18 protein-coding genes are annotated in these 16,148 nt (G+C 69.4%); 9 read left to right on the plus strand and 9 right to left on the minus strand.

The window, feature by feature from the left end:
- Positions 1 to 19 precede the first annotated feature (19 nt).
- The 5 genes from STVA_RS08525 to STVA_RS08545 all read left to right on the plus strand — a co-directional run bounded on the left by STVA_RS08525 (position 20) and on the right by STVA_RS08545 (position 4,241).
- Positions 20 to 283 (plus strand): hypothetical protein, encoded by a 264-nt coding sequence (locus STVA_RS08525; RefSeq protein ID WP_123689056.1) that lies wholly within the window; start codon positions 20 to 22, stop codon positions 281 to 283.
- Complete coding sequence (locus STVA_RS08530) at positions 280 to 1,659, plus strand: TolC family protein (protein ID WP_123689055.1); 1,380 nt, start codon at positions 280 to 282, stop codon at positions 1,657 to 1,659. Before STVA_RS08525 ends, STVA_RS08530 begins: the two co-directional genes overlap by 4 nt.
- Positions 1,656 to 2,942, plus strand: coding sequence for a multicopper oxidase family protein (locus STVA_RS08535; RefSeq protein ID WP_123689054.1), 1,287 nt, complete (start codon positions 1,656 to 1,658; stop codon positions 2,940 to 2,942). Before STVA_RS08530 ends, STVA_RS08535 begins: the two co-directional genes overlap by 4 nt.
- Before the next feature lie 26 nt (positions 2,943 to 2,968).
- Complete coding sequence (locus STVA_RS08540) at positions 2,969 to 3,295, plus strand: copper-binding protein (protein ID WP_123689053.1); 327 nt, start codon at positions 2,969 to 2,971, stop codon at positions 3,293 to 3,295.
- 85 nt (positions 3,296 to 3,380) lie between these two features.
- Positions 3,381 to 4,241 carry a cation diffusion facilitator family transporter gene (locus tag STVA_RS08545; RefSeq protein ID WP_142235707.1) on the plus strand — a complete coding sequence of 287 codons (861 nt, stop codon included), beginning with the start codon at positions 3,381 to 3,383 and terminating at the stop codon, positions 4,239 to 4,241.
- Here the strand turns inward: STVA_RS08545 and STVA_RS08550 are convergent.
- The 8 genes from STVA_RS08550 to STVA_RS08585 all read right to left on the minus strand — a co-directional run bounded on the left by STVA_RS08550 (position 4,231) and on the right by STVA_RS08585 (position 13,378).
- The gene (locus STVA_RS08550; protein WP_123689051.1) at positions 4,231 to 5,433 is read right to left on the minus strand and encodes an ABC transporter substrate-binding protein; all 1,203 of its coding nucleotides are present in this window, start codon (positions 5,431 to 5,433) and stop codon (positions 4,231 to 4,233) included. The genes STVA_RS08545 and STVA_RS08550 overlap by 11 nt on opposite strands.
- Before the next feature lie 30 nt (positions 5,434 to 5,463).
- A complete protein-coding gene (locus tag STVA_RS08555; RefSeq protein ID WP_123689050.1) occupies positions 5,464 to 6,438 on the minus strand; it encodes a branched-chain amino acid ABC transporter permease in 975 nt (324 codons plus the stop codon).
- Positions 6,439 to 6,442: 4 nt separating this feature from the next.
- A complete protein-coding gene (locus tag STVA_RS08560) occupies positions 6,443 to 7,312 on the minus strand; it encodes a branched-chain amino acid ABC transporter permease (RefSeq protein WP_123689049.1) in 870 nt (289 codons plus the stop codon).
- A gap of 12 nt (positions 7,313 to 7,324) precedes the next feature.
- A complete protein-coding gene (locus STVA_RS08565) occupies positions 7,325 to 8,038 on the minus strand; it encodes an ABC transporter ATP-binding protein (RefSeq protein WP_123689048.1) in 714 nt (237 codons plus the stop codon).
- Positions 8,035 to 8,817: an ABC transporter ATP-binding protein gene (locus STVA_RS08570; RefSeq protein ID WP_123689047.1), complete on the minus strand. Its 783-nt coding sequence runs from the start codon at positions 8,815 to 8,817 to the stop codon at positions 8,035 to 8,037. Before STVA_RS08570 ends, STVA_RS08565 begins: the two co-directional genes overlap by 4 nt.
- A gap of 133 nt (positions 8,818 to 8,950) precedes the next feature.
- Positions 8,951 to 11,425 carry an Ig-like domain-containing protein gene (locus STVA_RS08575; protein ID WP_123689046.1) on the minus strand — a complete coding sequence of 825 codons (2,475 nt, stop codon included), beginning with the start codon at positions 11,423 to 11,425 and terminating at the stop codon, positions 8,951 to 8,953.
- A gap of 115 nt (positions 11,426 to 11,540) precedes the next feature.
- On the minus strand, positions 11,541 to 12,464 hold the full coding sequence (locus STVA_RS08580) for a DMT family transporter (protein WP_245978262.1): 924 nt from the start codon (positions 12,462 to 12,464) through the stop codon (positions 11,541 to 11,543).
- Positions 12,461 to 13,378: a polysaccharide deacetylase family protein gene (locus tag STVA_RS08585; RefSeq protein ID WP_123689045.1), complete on the minus strand. Its 918-nt coding sequence runs from the start codon at positions 13,376 to 13,378 to the stop codon at positions 12,461 to 12,463. The genes STVA_RS08580 and STVA_RS08585 overlap by 4 nt, the downstream gene beginning before the upstream one ends.
- Before the next feature lie 199 nt (positions 13,379 to 13,577).
- Between STVA_RS08585 and STVA_RS08590 the strand changes: the two genes are divergently transcribed.
- From STVA_RS08590 to STVA_RS08600, 3 genes are read left to right on the plus strand one after another with little or no spacing between them, the layout of a single operon-like run.
- Complete coding sequence (locus STVA_RS08590) at positions 13,578 to 14,015, plus strand: hypothetical protein (protein WP_148071368.1); 438 nt, start codon at positions 13,578 to 13,580, stop codon at positions 14,013 to 14,015.
- 21 nt (positions 14,016 to 14,036) lie between these two features.
- Complete coding sequence (locus STVA_RS08595) at positions 14,037 to 14,729, plus strand: MotA/TolQ/ExbB proton channel family protein (RefSeq protein ID WP_123689043.1); 693 nt, start codon at positions 14,037 to 14,039, stop codon at positions 14,727 to 14,729.
- Between the two features lie 12 nt (positions 14,730 to 14,741).
- Positions 14,742 to 15,191, plus strand: a complete 450-nt coding sequence (locus STVA_RS08600) for an ExbD/TolR family protein (RefSeq protein WP_123689042.1) — start codon at positions 14,742 to 14,744, stop codon at positions 15,189 to 15,191.
- An 87-nt stretch (positions 15,192 to 15,278) separates the two neighbouring features.
- Here the strand turns inward: STVA_RS08600 and STVA_RS08605 are convergent, their stop codons facing one another.
- The gene (locus STVA_RS08605) at positions 15,279 to 15,650 is read right to left on the minus strand and encodes a hypothetical protein (protein ID WP_142235708.1); all 372 of its coding nucleotides are present in this window, start codon (positions 15,648 to 15,650) and stop codon (positions 15,279 to 15,281) included.
- 54 nt (positions 15,651 to 15,704) lie between these two features.
- Here STVA_RS08605 and STVA_RS08610 point away from each other — a divergent pair, with 54 nt between their 5' ends.
- Positions 15,705 to 16,145 (plus strand): energy transducer TonB, encoded by a 441-nt coding sequence (locus STVA_RS08610; RefSeq protein ID WP_142235709.1) that lies wholly within the window; start codon positions 15,705 to 15,707, stop codon positions 16,143 to 16,145.
- Positions 16,146 to 16,148: the final 3 nt, after the last annotated feature.

Consider the following 16,148-nt stretch of genomic DNA (forward strand, 5'->3'; position numbering starts at 1 on the left):
CGATCCGTCGAGGTTCCCCATGTATCCCTTCGTGCGCGCCCTCGTGGCGCTGCCGCTTGCTGCCGCCTGCGCCACCGCGCCGGCGCTGGTGGGCGGCGACCCGGCCGACCCGTCGGCCAAGGTCGCCTACCAGCCTCCTGCCGCCGTCTTTCCGACTGCGACGCGATTCCGGCCAGTGGAGCCGGCGCCGTGGCGGCCACTCAACGACGAGGCTGGCCGGATCGGCGGCGCCAGCGGCCAGATGCGGGGCGAGCCGCCAGCGGAACCGGTGGCCCGGCCATGACGGTCCGCCGGATGATCATCCTGCCCGGCCTCCTGCTGCTGGGCGCCTGCGCCTCATTGCTGGAGGACCAGGGCGTGGTCGAGGTGACGGCAGCCGCGTCGGCGCGCCTCGGCGTCGAGGCCAGCCGTGTCCAGACCGAGGACGAGGCCGCTCGGGTCCGGCAGCGGCTGGTGCGGCTGCTGGCCCAGCCGCTGTCGCCGGATGGCGCCGTGCAAGTGGCGGTGCTGAACAACCGCGCGCTGCAGGCGGCCTATGACGATCTTGGCGTGTCGGCGGCCGCGCTGGTGCGGGCATCGACGCCGCCCAATCCGGGCTTTCGCTATGCCCGGACGACCGGCGGCGGCACCGTCGAGATCGAGCGCGGCCTGACCCTCGACCTGATCGGCCTGGTGACCCTGCCGTTCGCGGCCGCCGTCGAGGAGCGCCATTGGCAGGAGGCCAAGGCGCGTGCCGCCGAGCGCGTCGTCGCCCTGGCCCTCGAAGTGCGCCGGGCTTACTTCCGGGCCGTCGCCGCCGGCCAGACCGCCGCCTACATGGCGGAGGTCCGGCAATCGGCCGAGGCCGCAGCCGAGCTGGCACGGCGGCTGGGTCGCACGGGCGCCTTCGCCAAGCTCGATCAGAGCCGCCACTTCCTGTTCCACGCGGAGGTGGCGACGCGCGCGGCCCGCGCGACGCTGGCCGCGACGACCGCGCGCGAGCAGTTGGTGCGCTTGCTGGGCCTGTGGGGGGCAGGGGCGGATATCCGCCTGCCCGAGCGCCTGCCCGAGCTGCCGGAACGGCTGCCCGACTGGCCCGACATCGAGGCGGACGCGATCGGCCGGCGGGCCGACCTGCGCCGCGCGCGCCTGGAACTGGAAGCACTGGGCCGCTCGCACGCACTGACCCAGGCGACCCGCTTGGTGGCGGTGGCCGAGGGTGGCATCGCCTCGACGCGCGAGACGGGGACGCCCACTCGTCGCGGCTGGGAGGTCACGCTGTCGCTGCCCATATTCGACGGCGGCACAACCGCTGCAGCCGAGGCCGCAAACCTTTATCAGGCCGCGGCCAACCGCCTGGCCGGACTGGCGGTCGACGCGCGCTCGGAGGTCCGCGCGGCGGATGCCGTCTGGCGCGCCAGCCACGCAATCGCCTGGCACCACCGGCGCGAGATCGTGCCGGCCCTCCAGGCGATCTCGGAGGAGAGCCTGCTGCGCTACAACGGCATGTTGGTCAGCGTCTTCGAGATGCTGGCCGATGCCGCCCGCCAGGCCGAGGGCGTGGCCGAGGCGATTGCCGCCGAGCGCGACTTCTGGATTGCCCAGACGGACCTGGAAGACGCCACCGGCGGCACTATGCCCGATGCCGTCGCGACCCATGGCCAGCGGAGGGAAGGATGATCGATCGTCGCGCATTCCTGGGTGCGGCCGGCCTGCTGGCGACCCATGCCGCCCTGGCCGACGCCTCCGGCCTGCCCGAGGCGCCGAGCCGGGCGTCGGCCGCGACCGAGCCGCCGCTGACGCCGGCCGATGGCGTGCCCTACAACCCCGTGGTCACGCTGAACGGCTGGACCTTGCCCTGGCGCTCGCGCGGCGGGTGGAAGGAATTCCACCTGGTGGCCGAGCCGGTCGAGCGCGAGCTGGCGCCCGGCATGACGGCGCGCCTGTGGGGCTACAACGGCCAGAGCCCCGGCCCGACCATCGAGTGCGTCGAGGGCGACCGCGTGCGCATCTTCGTCACCAACCGGCTGCCGGAGCACACGACCGTTCACTGGCACGGGCAGGTCCTGCCGAACGGCATGGACGGGGTCGGCGGGCTGACCCAGCCGCACATCCCGGTCGGCAAGACGTTCGTCTACGAGTTCACCGTGCGGCGCGCCGGCACCTTCATGTACCACCCGCATTCCGACGAGATGGTGCAGATGGCCATGGGCATGATGGGCGCCTTCATCGTCCATCCGCGCAACCCCGCGCTGCACCGGGTCGATCGCGACTTCGTCTTCCTGCTGGGCGCCTACGACATCCCGGCCGGCGCCCATGTGCCCCGGGTCGCGACCATGACCGACTTCAACCTTTGGGCCTGGAACAGCCGGGTCTTCCCCGGCATCGCGCCGTTGCCGGTGCGGCGTGGCGACCGGGTGCGCATCCGCATCGGCAACCTGACCATGACCAACCATCCGATCCACCTGCATGGCCACGAGTTCGCGGTGACCGGCACCGATGGCGGCTGGGTTGCGCCCACGGCGCGCTGGCCCGAGGTGACGGTCGACCTGCCGGTCGGCGCCATGCGCGCGATCGAGTTCGTGGCCGAGCATGCGGGCGACTGGGCGCTCCACTGCCACAAGTCGCACCATGCGATGAACGCCATGGGCCATGGCGTGCCGACGATGATCGCGGCCGACCATCGCGGTGTCGCCCGCTCGATCGCCCGCCTGGTGCCCGACTACATGGTGATGGGCGAGCGCGGCATGGCCGACATGGGGGCCATGCAGATGCCGTTGCCCGACAACACCCTGCCCATGATGAGCGGCAACGGCCCCTTCGGCCCGATCGAGATGGGGGGCATGTTCACCACGCTGAAGGTGCGCGAAGACCTCGCCCGCGGCGACTATCGCGACCCCGGCTGGTACCGCCATCCGCCCGGCACCGTTGCCTATGAATGGAAGGGCAAGGTGCCGTCATGACCCCGACCAGCCAGAGGAGATCCGCGATGCGCAACGCCATCCTGTGCCTGCTGCTGCTGGCCGCCGGCCCGGCTGCTGCCACCAGCCATCAGGGCCATCACGGCCATGGGCAGCCGACCACTGCCGCCACCGCGGAGGCCGAAGGGGAGATCCGCCGGGTCGACCCGGCGGCCGGCAAGGTCACCATCCGCCATGGCCCGATCGAGAAGTTCGATATGATGGGCATGTCCATGGTATTTGCGGTGCGCGATCCTGCGGTTCTGCAAGATCTGGTGGCAGGTGACCGGGTGCGCTTCGAACTGGAGAGCAATGGCGGGGCCTTGACCGTCATCACGATCCGCAAGCTGGAGTAGTGCCTTGAACCGACAGGGGGAAGCGGACGCCAGGCTGTCGCCGTCCGCGGAGACGCTGGCGACGAACCGGCGGCGGGAAACGACCATGACGACGGTGGTCCTGACCGACGGTTGCATGGTCGCTTCCCTGGTCGCTGCCGCGATCTGGTCGAACTCGCTGATCGCCCTGGCGGAATCGATGCGCGGCACGCTGATCGTGTTGCTCGAGATCGTGCTCCTGCTGGTCATGCGGCGGATTCATCGCGGCCGCACCCAGAGCTATGACTACGGTGCCGGCAAGCTGGAACAGTTCGTAAATTTCAGCGTCGGCCTCGTCATGGGCCTTGCCGGTTTGTGGGTTGCTGCCTCGGCTGCCTATCGCTGGTGGCATCCGGCTGACCAGGCGGGCCTGGGGCTGGCGTTCGCGGTCGTGGTCGGCCTGGTCAACCTGGTGCAGAACGGCCTGATCTTCTGGGGCCTGTGGCGGGCGGGCCGCGATGGCCGCTCGGTCATCATGATCGGCCAGATCCGGGCCCGGATCGCCAAGGTGATCTCGTCCTGCCTGGTTCTGACCGCGCTCGCCGTGAATGCGATATTCGGCGACGGGCCCGTCGGAACGGCCGCGGACGTGGCGGGATCGGCGTTCGTGTCCCTGGTGATGCTGCAACTGGCCGTGTCGATGTGCCGCTCCGCCCTGCCGTCCCTGCTCGACAGGACGCTGGCCGAAAGCCAGCAGGAGCTGATCAACCGGTCGCTCATCCAGCATTTCGATGCCTATGACGACCTGGTCGCGGTGCGGTCCCGGCTGTCCGGCAATGTGCCGATCGTGGAGATCGTGCTGGGCTTCCGGCCCGACCGGCAGATGGGCGAGATCCAGCGGGTGGTGGACGGGGTGGCGGCCGAAATCCGGGAACTGATCCCGGATTCGGCCATCACCGTCGTGCCGGTAGCGGCCGTCAGCCGCTGATCGGCTTGCCGAAGGGGTCCCAGGTCTTGCCGTTGAAGCGCATGAGCTGCATCTGCTCGATCGGGTAGAAGTCGTCCGGCCCGGTATTGATGGTGATGCCCGGCAGCAGCATCGGCTGGCCCAGGTTCTTCAGGCTGGCGGCCTGCTTCATCACGTTTTCACGCGTCAGGTCGTCGCCGCACTGCTTCAGCACCTGCACCAGGGTCTGGGCGACGCTATAGCCATAGACGTTGAAGGTGTCGGCCAGGTTGCCGTCGGGATTGTACTTCTTCATCCAGGCCAGCCACTCCTTGTAGCCGGCATCGTCGGCCCATTGCGGGTCGGTCGGGTCCTTCAGGTAGTAGGAGCTGACGATGTCGACGGACTTGTCCAGCCCGGCCGGCGTCAGCACCGAGCCGACGGAGTTGGAGACGTTGTTGAGGAAGTGCAGCGCCTTCCACTCGATGTCGAAGGCCTTGCGGATCGCCTGGGCGGCGAACTTGGGCGTGGTGATGTTGAAGAAGATGTCGGCACCCGACGCCTTCAGCGTCACCATCTGCGAATCGACGGTGGGGTCGGTCACTTCGTAGGACGCCTCGGCCACGATCATCGAGGCCTTGGCGCCGAGCCCGTCCTTGAAGCCCTTCAGGTAGTCCTTGCCGTAGTCGTCGTTCTGGTAGAGCACGGCGATCTTGCCGGCCGGCTTGTTCTCCAGGATGTAGCGGGCATAGATCTTGGCCTCGGTCTGGTAGTTGGGCTGCCAGCCCATCGTCCAGGGGAAGCCCTTGGGGTCGCCCCACTTGGTGGCGCCGGTGGCGACGAAGAGCTGCGGCACCTTCTTGCCGTTCAGGTACTTGTGGACGGCCGTGTTGGACGGCGTACCGAGCTGCTGGAACATCAGCAGGACGTTGTCCTGCTCCACTAGGCGGCGGGTCTGCTCGACCGTCTTGGGCGGGCTGTAGCCGTCGTCCAGCGTCACGTAGCTGATCTTGCGGCCGTTGATGCCGCCCTCGTCGTTCACCTTGGCGAAGTAGGCGCCGATTGCCTTGCCGATCGCGCCATAGGCCGAGGCCGGGCCGCTGTAGGGGTTGGTGTTGCCGATCTTGATCTCGGTGTCGCTGGCGCCGGGGCTGTATTTCTTCTGGGCCGCCGCCGGGCTGGCGGCGAGCGCGCCGGCGATGGCGAGCGGCAGGACGAGGGGCAGGATACGCATGGGACGTCTCCTCTGTTGCGCGGTCTCTGGTTACGGACGGCGGGTCAGTCCAGCCAGGCGGGCAGCCGTCGCGCGCAGCAGGCCCGCCACTCCGGTCGGCATCAGGTACATGCAGGCGATGAGGAAAAGGCCGTAGATCGCCCAGGGTGCTGCCTTGGAGATCTGGTCGGCGACGTTGGGGATGAACTGGATGAAGAGCGCGCCCCATATCGCGCCCGAGAGCGAGGCAAGCCCGCCGACGACGACGCCGACCAGCAGCGTGATCGACAGGAAGAGGGTGAAGCTGTCGGGCGCCACGAACTGGATGATGATGGCGCCCAGCGCGCCCGCCACGCCGGTGAACATGGCGCTGACGCCGAAGGTGGCCGACTTGTAGAAGGCGGTGTCGATGCCCATCGCCTCGGCCGCCGTCGGATGCTCCCGGATCGCCACCATGGCCCGGCCGATGCGGCCCGCCAGCAGGTTGCGGCCGAGCCAGAACATGGCGACCGCCACCACCAGGGTGAAGAAATAGAGCCACTGGTCCTGGTCGAGCGGCAGGCCGAAGGGCGCATCGGGCTTCATGATGACGATGCCCTGCACCCCGCCGGTCCATTGCTCCAGATGCTTGGACTTCAGGATCTGCGGCGTCGCCAGCGCCAGCGCGAAGGTGGCAAGCGCCAGGTACAGCCCCTCCAGCCGCAGCGCCGGCAGGCCGAAGAGGAAGCCGGCGCCCAGGCATACCAGGCCGGCGGCCGGGATCGTCGCCCAGTAGGGCACGTCGTAGCGATCCATCAGGATCGCCGCGACATAGGCGCCGATGGCGTAGAAGGCGCCGTGCCCCAGCGAGATCTGCCCGTTCCAGCCGGTCAGGATGTTGAGGCCGAGCAGCGCGATGGCATAGGAGAGCGCCGAGGTGAACTGGAAGGTCCGGTAGCTCGACACCAGGAAGGGCAGGGCGAATGCGACCAGCAGCAGGGCGGCCAGGCCCAGCTGCTTCCATTGCCGGTCGGTCAGGCCGTTCACCGCCCTAGACCCGGTTCACCAGCACCCGGCCGAACAGGCCGGATGGGCGGATGACCAGCACGCCGATGATGAGGATGAGCGCCACCGTCAGCTTCAGCTCGGTGCCGACCAGGTAGGCGCCCGAGATGTTTTCCAGCACCCCCACCGCGAAGCCGCCGGCGACCGCGCCGGCCGGGTTGTCGATGCCCCCCAGCAGCGCCCCGGCGAAGCCGTAGAGCAGGATGCCGGCCATCATGTTGGGGTCGAGGAAGACGATCGGCGCCACCATCATCCCGGCGATGGCCCCGATGGCGGCTGCCAGGCCCCAGCCCAGCGCCAGCATCCAGCCGACACGGATGCCGACCAGCCGGCTCGACACGGGGTTCTGGGCGGCTGCCCGCATCGCCAGGCCCAGGGGCGTGTAGCGGAAGAAGACGAACAGCAGGGCCAGCACGCCCAGCGTCACCGCCATCACCCCCAGCTCGTGCGCCGACATGTAGCCGCCCAGGATCGTGCGGCTGGGGAAGGGGCTGGGGAAGCTCTTGATCGTGTAGGTGTAGATCCAGCCGGCAACGCTGTTGAGGATCACCAGCAGGCCGATGAAGACGATCACCACCGCCAGCACCGGTGCCTTGCCGACCGGCCGGATGACGATGCGCTCGATGGCGATGCCGAGCAGGAAGGACAGGACGACCGTGCAGGCGAAGGCCAGCCAGTAGGACATGCCGGCGTCGATCATCGACCAGGCGAGGTAGGTCGAGAACATCGCCATCTCGCCCTGGGCGAAGTTCACCAGGTGCGTCGCCTGGTAGATCATCACCAGCGCCAGGGCGACGATGGCATAGATGCCCCCGGTCGCCAGCCCCGACAGCACCTGGTGCAGGAAGGCTTCCATCGGCCCCGCCCTTCAGTAGCCGAGATAGGAACGGCGGACGGCATCGTCCGCGCGCAGCTCGTCCGCCGAGCCGGAGACGACGAGGCGCCCGGTCTCCAGCAGGTAGGCCCGGCTCGCCAGCTCCAGCGCTAGGCTGGCGTTCTGCTCCACCAGCAAGATCGCCACCCCTTCCTCCTCGTTCACCATGCGCATGATGCGGAAGATCTCGCGCACGATGAGCGGCGCCAGGCCGAAGGACGGCTCGTCCATCAAAAGCAGTTTGGGCCGCAGCATCAGCGCGCGGGATATCGCCAGCATCTGCTGCTCGCCGCCCGACAGCGTGCCCGCCTGCTGGCGGCGGCGCTGTTGCAGCACCGGGAACAGCGCGAAGACGCGCTCGAAGTCGCGTGCCACCCCGGCCGGGTCGCGGCGGGTGTAGGCACCAAGCCGCAGGTTCTCCTCGACCGACAGATGGACGAAGGTGCCGCGGCCGTCGGGTACATGGGCAATGCCGCGGCGCGCGATGTCCTCGGTCGACAGCCGGTCGATGCGCTCGCCCGCGAAGCGCACCTCGCCCGCCGGCCGGATCAGGCCGGAGACGGCGCGCAGCGTCGTCGTCTTGCCGGCGCCGTTGGCCCCCAGGATGGTGGCGACGCCGCCGGCCGGCACGGAGAAATCCAGCCCGTGGAGGATGGGCGACGCGCCGTAGCCGGCGACCAGGCCCTTCACTTCCAGGATCTGGGTCATGCGGCCGGCGCCCCCAGATAAGCCCGGATGACGGCATCGTCGCCCTGCACCTCGGCCGGGGTGCCGTCGGCGATGACGCGGCCGAAATCGAGCGCCACCACCTGGTCCGAGACAGTCATCACCAAGTTCATGTGGTGCTCGACCAGCAGCACGGTGACGCCCAGCCGGTCGCGGATGTCGCGGATGCGGCTGCGGAGCTGGTCGACCTCCTCATGGTTGAGGCCGCCCGCCGGCTCGTCCAGCAGCAGCAGCTTGGGTTGGGTGATCAGCGCGCGCGCCAGTTCCACCCGCTTCTGCGTGCCGAACGGCAATGCTGCCACCGGTACGCCCGCGACCGCGCCCAGGTCTAGCAGGTCGATCAGCCGGTGGGCCTGCTCCAGCAGGGCCGCCTCCTCGCGCCGCACCGCCGGCAGGGCCAGCGCATGGGCCAGGAACCCCGCCCCCATGCGGCAATGGCCGCCGACGCGGACATTGTCCAGCACCGACATGGAGCGGAAGAGGGCCAGGTTCTGGAAGGTGCGCCCGATGCCGAGTGCCGCAATGCGGTGGCGCGGCGCGTCCAGGATCGGCCGGCCCTCGAACAGGATGGCGCCCTCGCTCGGGCGATAGAGCCGGCTGAGGCAGTTGAAAAGGGTGGTCTTGCCGGCGCCGTTGGGCCCGATCAGCCCGGCGATGCTGCCTTCGGCCACGGAGAAACCGACCCGGTCGAGGGCGACGATGCCCCCGAAGCGGATCGACAGGTCGCGCACGCTGAGAAGGGACTCGCCCTTCGTCGCCATGTGCCGTTTCCCCCGTTCATCCACCGGTTGTCCCGGCGGCGGGCCGCGATTCGTCGCGTGCCTTATGGGGGGATAGTGCCCGAGCGGGTTGCGGCCGGCAATGGCCGCCACTTCCGTCCGGTGAAGCTTAAAATCAGAGCATCTGGAAGTCGCCTGCCGTGAGCTGGTCCCGGGTGATGCCGGCAATAGTGACGCCATGGTCCGGGTCGCCCAGTGACAGGAACACGCCGCCCGGCGTATCGACCATGCGTGCCAGCAGGTCGGCGAAGCTGTCGAGCGAGAGGCCGTTCAGGATGCCGTCGCCGCCGGTATCGATGAGGATGCGGTCCCCGTCGACTGACGCGAAGTCGGTTACCAGGTCCAGCCCACCGCCCTCCTTGAAGATGAAGCGGTCCGCACCTTCGCCGCCCGTCAGGGTATCGTTCCCGCGGTCGCCCGACAGCATGTCGTGGTCCCCGTCGCCGAACACCCGGTCGTCACCCTGGCCGCCCCAGACGAAGTCGTGGCCGCCGCCGCCATGCACCGTGTCGGCACCATGGTCGCCCAGCACCCAGTCGTTGCCCTGGCCGCCATCCAACAGATCATTGCCCTGGCCGCCCCAGGCGATGTCCTCGTCGCCCTGGCCCAGGATGCTGTCGTTGCCGGCATTGCCCTCCAGCCGGTCGCGGCCCCCGTCGCCGATGATGGTGTCGTTGCCGTCATTGCCACGGATGGTGTCGGCCTGATTGCTGCCGGACAGACGCTCGCTGCCGAAGCCGCCGTCGATGGGCCAGACCGGGTCCGGCTTCTCGTCGTCGGCCACGGTGATCCGGACCTGCGCGGTGTCGAAGCCGCCCCGACCATCGCCCACTTCATAGGTGAAGCCATCCGGCCCGACATAGGCGGCGTTGGGTTGGTAGATGAAGCCGCCGTCGGCGTTCCAGGTGAGGACGCCGTGGGCGGGGCCGGCCGCGATGCCCGTCACCGTCAGTGGATTGCCGTTGGCGTCCGTGTCGTTGCCCAGCAGTCCCGGCCCCTGCACCGTCAGCTTCGTCTGCCAGGGCAGGGTGAAGGCATCGTCGCCGGCTACGGGCAGGCTGTTGCCGAACGATGGCGGCAACGGCGGCGCAGGGGGTGGCAGCGGGGGGCTGCCGAAGATCACATAGCTGGCGCCGGAGCCATATCCATTGGCATCCGACCCCGGCGCGCCGACGATGATGTCGTCGATCCCGTCGCCGTTCACGTCGCCGGCTGCGCCGACGGAACTGCCGGCATTGTCGTTGGCGGACTGGCCCTGGATGGCGAAGCCGCTGCTGCCGTCGAGCGCGGCGAGCTGGAGCGTCGAGGTAAACCCGGTGGAACGGCCGAACACGACGTAGCCGGCGCCGGAGGCGTATCCGTTGGGATCGGCGTTGACGGCGCCGATGAGGATGTCGTCGATGCCGTCCCCGTTCACATCCCCGGCGCCGTGGACGGCAAAGCCGGCCCGATCGAGACCCGATACGCCGTCGATCCGAAACCCGTTGCCGCCGTCGAGCTGCGACACCTCTATCGCCCCGGGGAAGCCGGCGGTGGTCCCGAACACCACGTAGGTCTGGCCCGGCCCCTGGCTGCCAGGGGCAGCCGCGCCGATGAGGATGTCGTCGATCCCGTCGCCGTTCACGTCCCCCGCGGCACCGACGGATGTCCCGGCCTGGTCGCCGGAGTATTCGCCATTGATCCGAAAGCCGTTGCTGCCGTCGAGCGAGGTCAGCTCGAACTCGGCGGCGAAACCGTCCGAGCGGCCGAAGACCACATAGGCGCTGCCGGTATCGACAGTGAGAAAGGTGGCGCCGATAGCCCCGACGATCAGGTCGTCGATGCCGTCGCCATTCACGTCGCCCGCAGCGTGGACGGCGATCCCGGTCAGATTGTCGGCCTCCTCGCTATTCAGCTTGAAGCCGTTGCTGCCGTCGAGGGCGGAAAGTTGAAAGGTCGCGCCAAAGCCGGCCGAACTGCCGAACACGACATAGCTCGAACCCGAGAAGGGGCCATACGGGGCGGCATAGGGCGCGCCGATGATGACGTCGTCGAAGCCGTCGCCGTTCACGTCGCCGGCGTCGCTGACGGAGTGGCCCGAGGCATCATCGGCAGAGGCGCCGTCGATCCGGAAGCCATTGCTGCCATCCAGCGCAGAGAGATTCAGCGCTGCGGCAAAGCCACCCGAGCGGCCGAACACGATATAGCTGGCACCGGAGGCGTCGCCGTTGGGGGCGGCACCCTTGGCGCCGATGATGATGTCGTCGAAGCCGTCGCCGTTCACATCGCCGGCGCCGCTGACCGACCGGCCGCTGGCGTCGCTGCCCGAGGCGCCGTCGATCCGGAAACCGTTGCTGCCGTCGAGCGCGGAAAGTTCGATCGTCGCATCGAAACCAGCCGAGCTGCCGAACAGGACGAAGCTGCTGCCGGAACCGGACGCGCTGGCGTAGGCCCGGTACGCGCCGATGATGACGTCGTCGAAGCCGTCGCCATTCACGTCGCCGGCGGCACCGACGGATCGGCCGCTCGTTACGATCACCCCTGCGCCGTCGATCCGGAAGCCCGTGTCGCCGTCAAGCGACGACAGTTGAACGCTGCTGGGAAAAGGCATGGCCAACTTTCAAGTTCGCCGCGCCGGCTTCCCATGCGCAGTCATCGCCGACAGAACCAATTGCCGTTGTTCGTCCTGCAACATAGCGGCAATCAGCCCCGAATGGCGAGCCGCCCTACCGCCGCCCGGCCGTGCGCGTACCGATGTTCAGCCGCGGGATGCGCAGGCGGGTCTCGCGGTGGACGATGTAGAGGCCGCTGGCGGCGACGATGGCCGCACCCACCCACAGCAGCGCGTCGGGGATCTCGCCCCACACGGCATAGCCCAGGATCGAGCCCCACAGCATCGCCGTGTAGTCGAAGGGGGCGATGACGGCGACGGGCGTCAGGCGGAAGGCCTGGGTCATCAGCAACTGCGCGACGCCGCCGATCAGCCCGACCAGCACCAGCAGGGCCCAGTCCATGCCGACCGGCTCGACCCAGACGAAGGGTATGGCGGCGCCGGCCACGATCGTGCCGGCCATGGTGAAGTAGAAGGTGATGGCAGTCGTGGTGTCCGTGCGGCCCAGGTCGCGCATCAGGATCATCGCCAGCGAGTACAGCACCGTGCCGATCAGGGCGACGCCGGCGCCGATCTCGAACACGTCGGCCCCCGGTCGCACCATGATCAGCACGCCCGCGAAGCCGACGACGACGGCCGACCAGCGGCGGATGCCGACCTTCTCCTTCAGCAGCGGCACCGACAGCGCCGTGACGAACAGCGGCGCGGCGAAGCCGATGGCGATGACGTCGGCCAGCGGCATCACCCGGAAGGCGTGAAAGAAGCACACCATGGAGCCCAGGCCGATGAGGCAGCGCAGGGCATGCATGGCCGGGCGCTTGGTCTTCAGCCGGGCGATGCCGCCCTGCTGGATCACCAGGACGGCGATCGGCACCAGCGCGAACAGGCTGCGGAAGAACACCACCTGCATGGTCGGGAACTTGGCGCTCAGCCACTTGATGAGCGCGTCCATGACGACGAAGCAGGCGACGGCACCCAGCATGAAGAGGATGCCGCGGCCGGGTTGGTCCGCATGCAGGGCAGGCGTGGGCGTGATCAACGGCCGTCTCCGGACCAGGAGGGCGCGTCCGGCACCGTGCCCTTGGGCAGGCGCTCGACATGGGCGGCGATCGCGCCGGCGCGGGTGATCCAGACGTCGCCGGCCGCCGCCGCGATGTGGGCAAGGGCGCGCCGCAAATGAACCAGCCGGTGCGGCTGCCCCACCAGATAGGCGTGCAGCGCGATGCCCATGACGAGCGGGGCGTCTGCCGCCTGGCGGCGCATCTCGTCGAATTGGTCGACGATCATGTCGGCAAAGGCGTCGGCATCCATGCGGCGCGCGACGATGGCCGGGATGTCGTTCAGCTCCTGCGGGTAGGGCACCGACAGGATCGGGCCGGCGCGGGTTGCCATCCACACCGGCTGGTCGTCCATCGCCCAGTCCAGCACATAGCGGTAGCCGGCCTCCTTCAGCAGGCAGGGGGTGGCCCGGCTCTGGGAGATCCACGGACCCAGCCAGCCGGCCGGCAGCCGGCCTTCGTAGCGCACCATCGCCGCCGTCGCCTCGGCGATCAGTTGGCGCTCGTCCTCCTCGGCCAGGATGCCCTGGCGCTCGGCATTCGTGCGGCCGTGGCCCACCATCTCGTCGCCGCGGTCGCGGAAGGCTGCCACGAGCTGCGGGCAATAGTGATAGAGGCTGCTGTTGAGCAGGACCGACGCCGGCAGCGAAAGCTGGTCGAACAGCTCCAGCAGCCGCCAGGCCCCGACCCGGTTGCCATAGTCGCGCCAAGCATAGTTCAACACGTCCGGCTGCGGCCCGCCCGGCGCCAGTTCCGCACCCAGCCCCTCGCCGAACGCGAAATGCTCCAGGTTGAGGCCGATATAGACGGCCAGACGCCGGCCGTTCGGCCAGTCATAGACCGGGCGACGCGGCAGGCCGGAATAGGCATAGCGGCCGTGAGTCGGCAGGTGCATGGCAGCTCAGGCTCCGGGGAATTCGGGCCGCATACTGCGTTTGCGGCATGCCGGCGGTCCAGCCCGCATCGTAGGTCAGGGCCCTGGGATCGTTGCGGTTTTCCGCGTGGTGCGACGAGATGGCCGATTTCGATGCTTGCGGCTGGTATTGAGAATGACTATCACTCTGTTGCACCGCGACAATTCGGGACGGATTCAGATGACGGGGCGGTCTATGTTCACGGCTGCGGGGCGCCTGCTCGGCGGCCTCGCCACGGGCGTTGCGCTGGTTGCCACCGTACCGGCCTGGGCCGACGAGGCCCCGGTATTGGTGGAACTGAACCGGCTGGAAGAGCGCGGGGCGGATTGCCGCGCCTATCTCGTGCTCGACAACCGGGGCAAGGTCGCGTTCGAGGCGTTCAAGCTCGACCTGGTGATCTTCGACAAGGGCGGCGTGATCGCGCGACGACTGGCGCTCGATGTCGGGCCGATGCGGGCAGAGAAGAAGGGCGTGAAGGTCTTCGACCTGGCCGGGCTCGGCTGCCCGGACCTGTCCTCGATCCTGGTCAACGACGTGATCGAATGCGGCGACAAGGGCCGCGACTGCGTTGCACTCATGGAAGTGAGCAGCCGCGGCGCGGTCAAGCTGACGAAGTAGCAGTAGAGGTTCGTTCCAGCCATGGATGCCACCATTCCCGCGGCCGCCCACGCCGCTGCCGGCCATCTTTCGTTCGTCGATTTCTTCTGGATGGCCGATCCCGTCGTGAAGGCGGTGATGGTCGTCCTGCTGGTCGGCTCGGTCGGGGTCTGGGCGGTGGTGGTCGAGAAGATGGCGCGCGGCCGGCGGCTGCGCCGGGCGGTGGCAGCATTCGGCGCAGCACTCGGCGACGGCCGTGGCGTCGACCCGGGGCAGAGCCCGTTCGCCCGCAACGTCCTGGTGGCAGCCGCGCGCGAGCTGGCATTCGATCCGGCCGACGAAAGCCTGGGCGAGCGCCGGATGCGGGTCGAGCGCGCGGCCCGGCGCGCCGGCTTCGACCAGTTGAAACCGCTGGAACTGGGGCTGCCCTTCCTGGCGACGGTGTCCTCGGCCGGCCCCTTCATCGGCCTCTTCGGCACGGTCTGGGGCATCATGAACAGCTTCTCGGCCATTGCCGCCTCGCAGGACACCAGCCTGGCGGTGGTCGCCCCCGGTATCGCCGAGGCCCTGTTCGCGACGGCACTCGGCCTGATCGCGGCGGTCCCGGCCGTCATCGCCTACAACCGCTATGCCACCAGCCTGCGCCGGCTGCAGGGCGAGGTCTCGGCGGCGGTAGAGCGCCTGGGCGGCGAGCTGGTGCATCGCCGCGCGGCCGCCCATCGCATGGCCGCCTAGGGGCAGCCTGTCATGGCCGGTATGATCAACATGGGCGGCGACGATGACGAAGCGCCGCCGCTGGCGGGCGAGATCAACGTCACGCCCTTCGTCGACGTGATGCTGGTGCTGCTGATCGTGTTCATGGTGGCAGCGCCCCTGATGATGGCGGGCGTGCCGGTCCAATTGCCCAAGAGCGAGGCCGCCCGCGTCAGCGCGCCGCGCGAGCCGCTGGTCGTCAGCATCGACCGCGAGGGCAAGATCTTCCTGCGCCAGGACCCGGTGGAGGCCGACGCCTTGCGCAGCAACCTGCTGAAGCTGGCCGAGACCGAGAAGGACGCGGTCGTCTATGTCCGCGCCGACCGCACCATCCCCTATGGCCGGGCGATGGAGGTGCTGGGCATCGTCTCGGCGTCGGGCTTCGGCCGGGTGTCGCTGCTGTCCGAGGCTTCGGCGGCTTCGGCGCCGCCGCCGAAGCCCTGAGGGGCCGGTATTGGCCGATCGTTTCCTCCGCTGGCCCATCGTGGCCTCGATTGCCGGACATGCGGCGATCGTCGGCGCCATGGTCGCCTACCAGGCGATGCAGCCGCCGCCGCCGCCCAAGCCGGTCGAGATCGTCATGACGGCGGTGCCGACCACCATGGACGCCCTGTCCATGAAGGCCGACGACGCAACGCCGGCGCCGCCCGACGCCGCCCAGGTGGCGACGCCGGTCGAGACCGCGCCGCCCGTTCCCGTCGAGGCCGCGCGCCCGGTGCCGGTGGAGACCGTGAAGGCCGTCGAGACCCCGACCACGCCGCCACCGCCGCCGCCCGACGAGGTGAAGACCGCCAAGGCCGAGGAAATCCCGGTCGAGAAGCCGGTCGAGCAGGTGGCCGAGATCGAGCCGGTGGAGACCAAGCCGGTCGAGGAGCGCCTGGAAACCCAGGCCCGCGACGTCACCCCGCCGCCGCCCAAGCCCCGCCGCCCGACACCGCCGCGGCGCGAGCCGACCCGGTGGCGGCCACCGCGCCGCCGTCGCCCAACCCGCGGCCGCAGCCCCCGGCACCGGCGCCCATCGCCGACGCCGCGCCGTCCCCCAGCCCGGCGCCGCCCGCCCAGACCGCGATGGTGTCGGCGCCGGCACCGCGTCCGTCGCGCCCGGCCGGTCCGTCGCAGTCCTATTTGTCCGCGCTGCGCGCCCAGCTCGAGCGCCATAAGACCTATCCGCCCGCCGCCCAGCGCCGCCGCATGGAAGGCACGACGACCGTGCGCTTCACCATCACCCGCGCCGGCGTGATCCTGAACGCGCGCATCCTCAACAGCTCCGGCCATTCGATGCTCGATCGCGAGGTCGAGGAGCTGCTGCAGCGGGCCAGCCCGCTGCCGGCCTTGCCGCCCGATGTCGAGACCGAGCAACTGGAGATCGTCGTCCCGATCAGCTTCTACCTGCGCTGACGC

The sequence above is a fragment of the Stella humosa genome, assembly GCF_006738645.1.
Classification (GTDB): Bacteria; Pseudomonadota; Alphaproteobacteria; order ATCC43930; family Allostellaceae; genus Allostella; species Allostella humosa.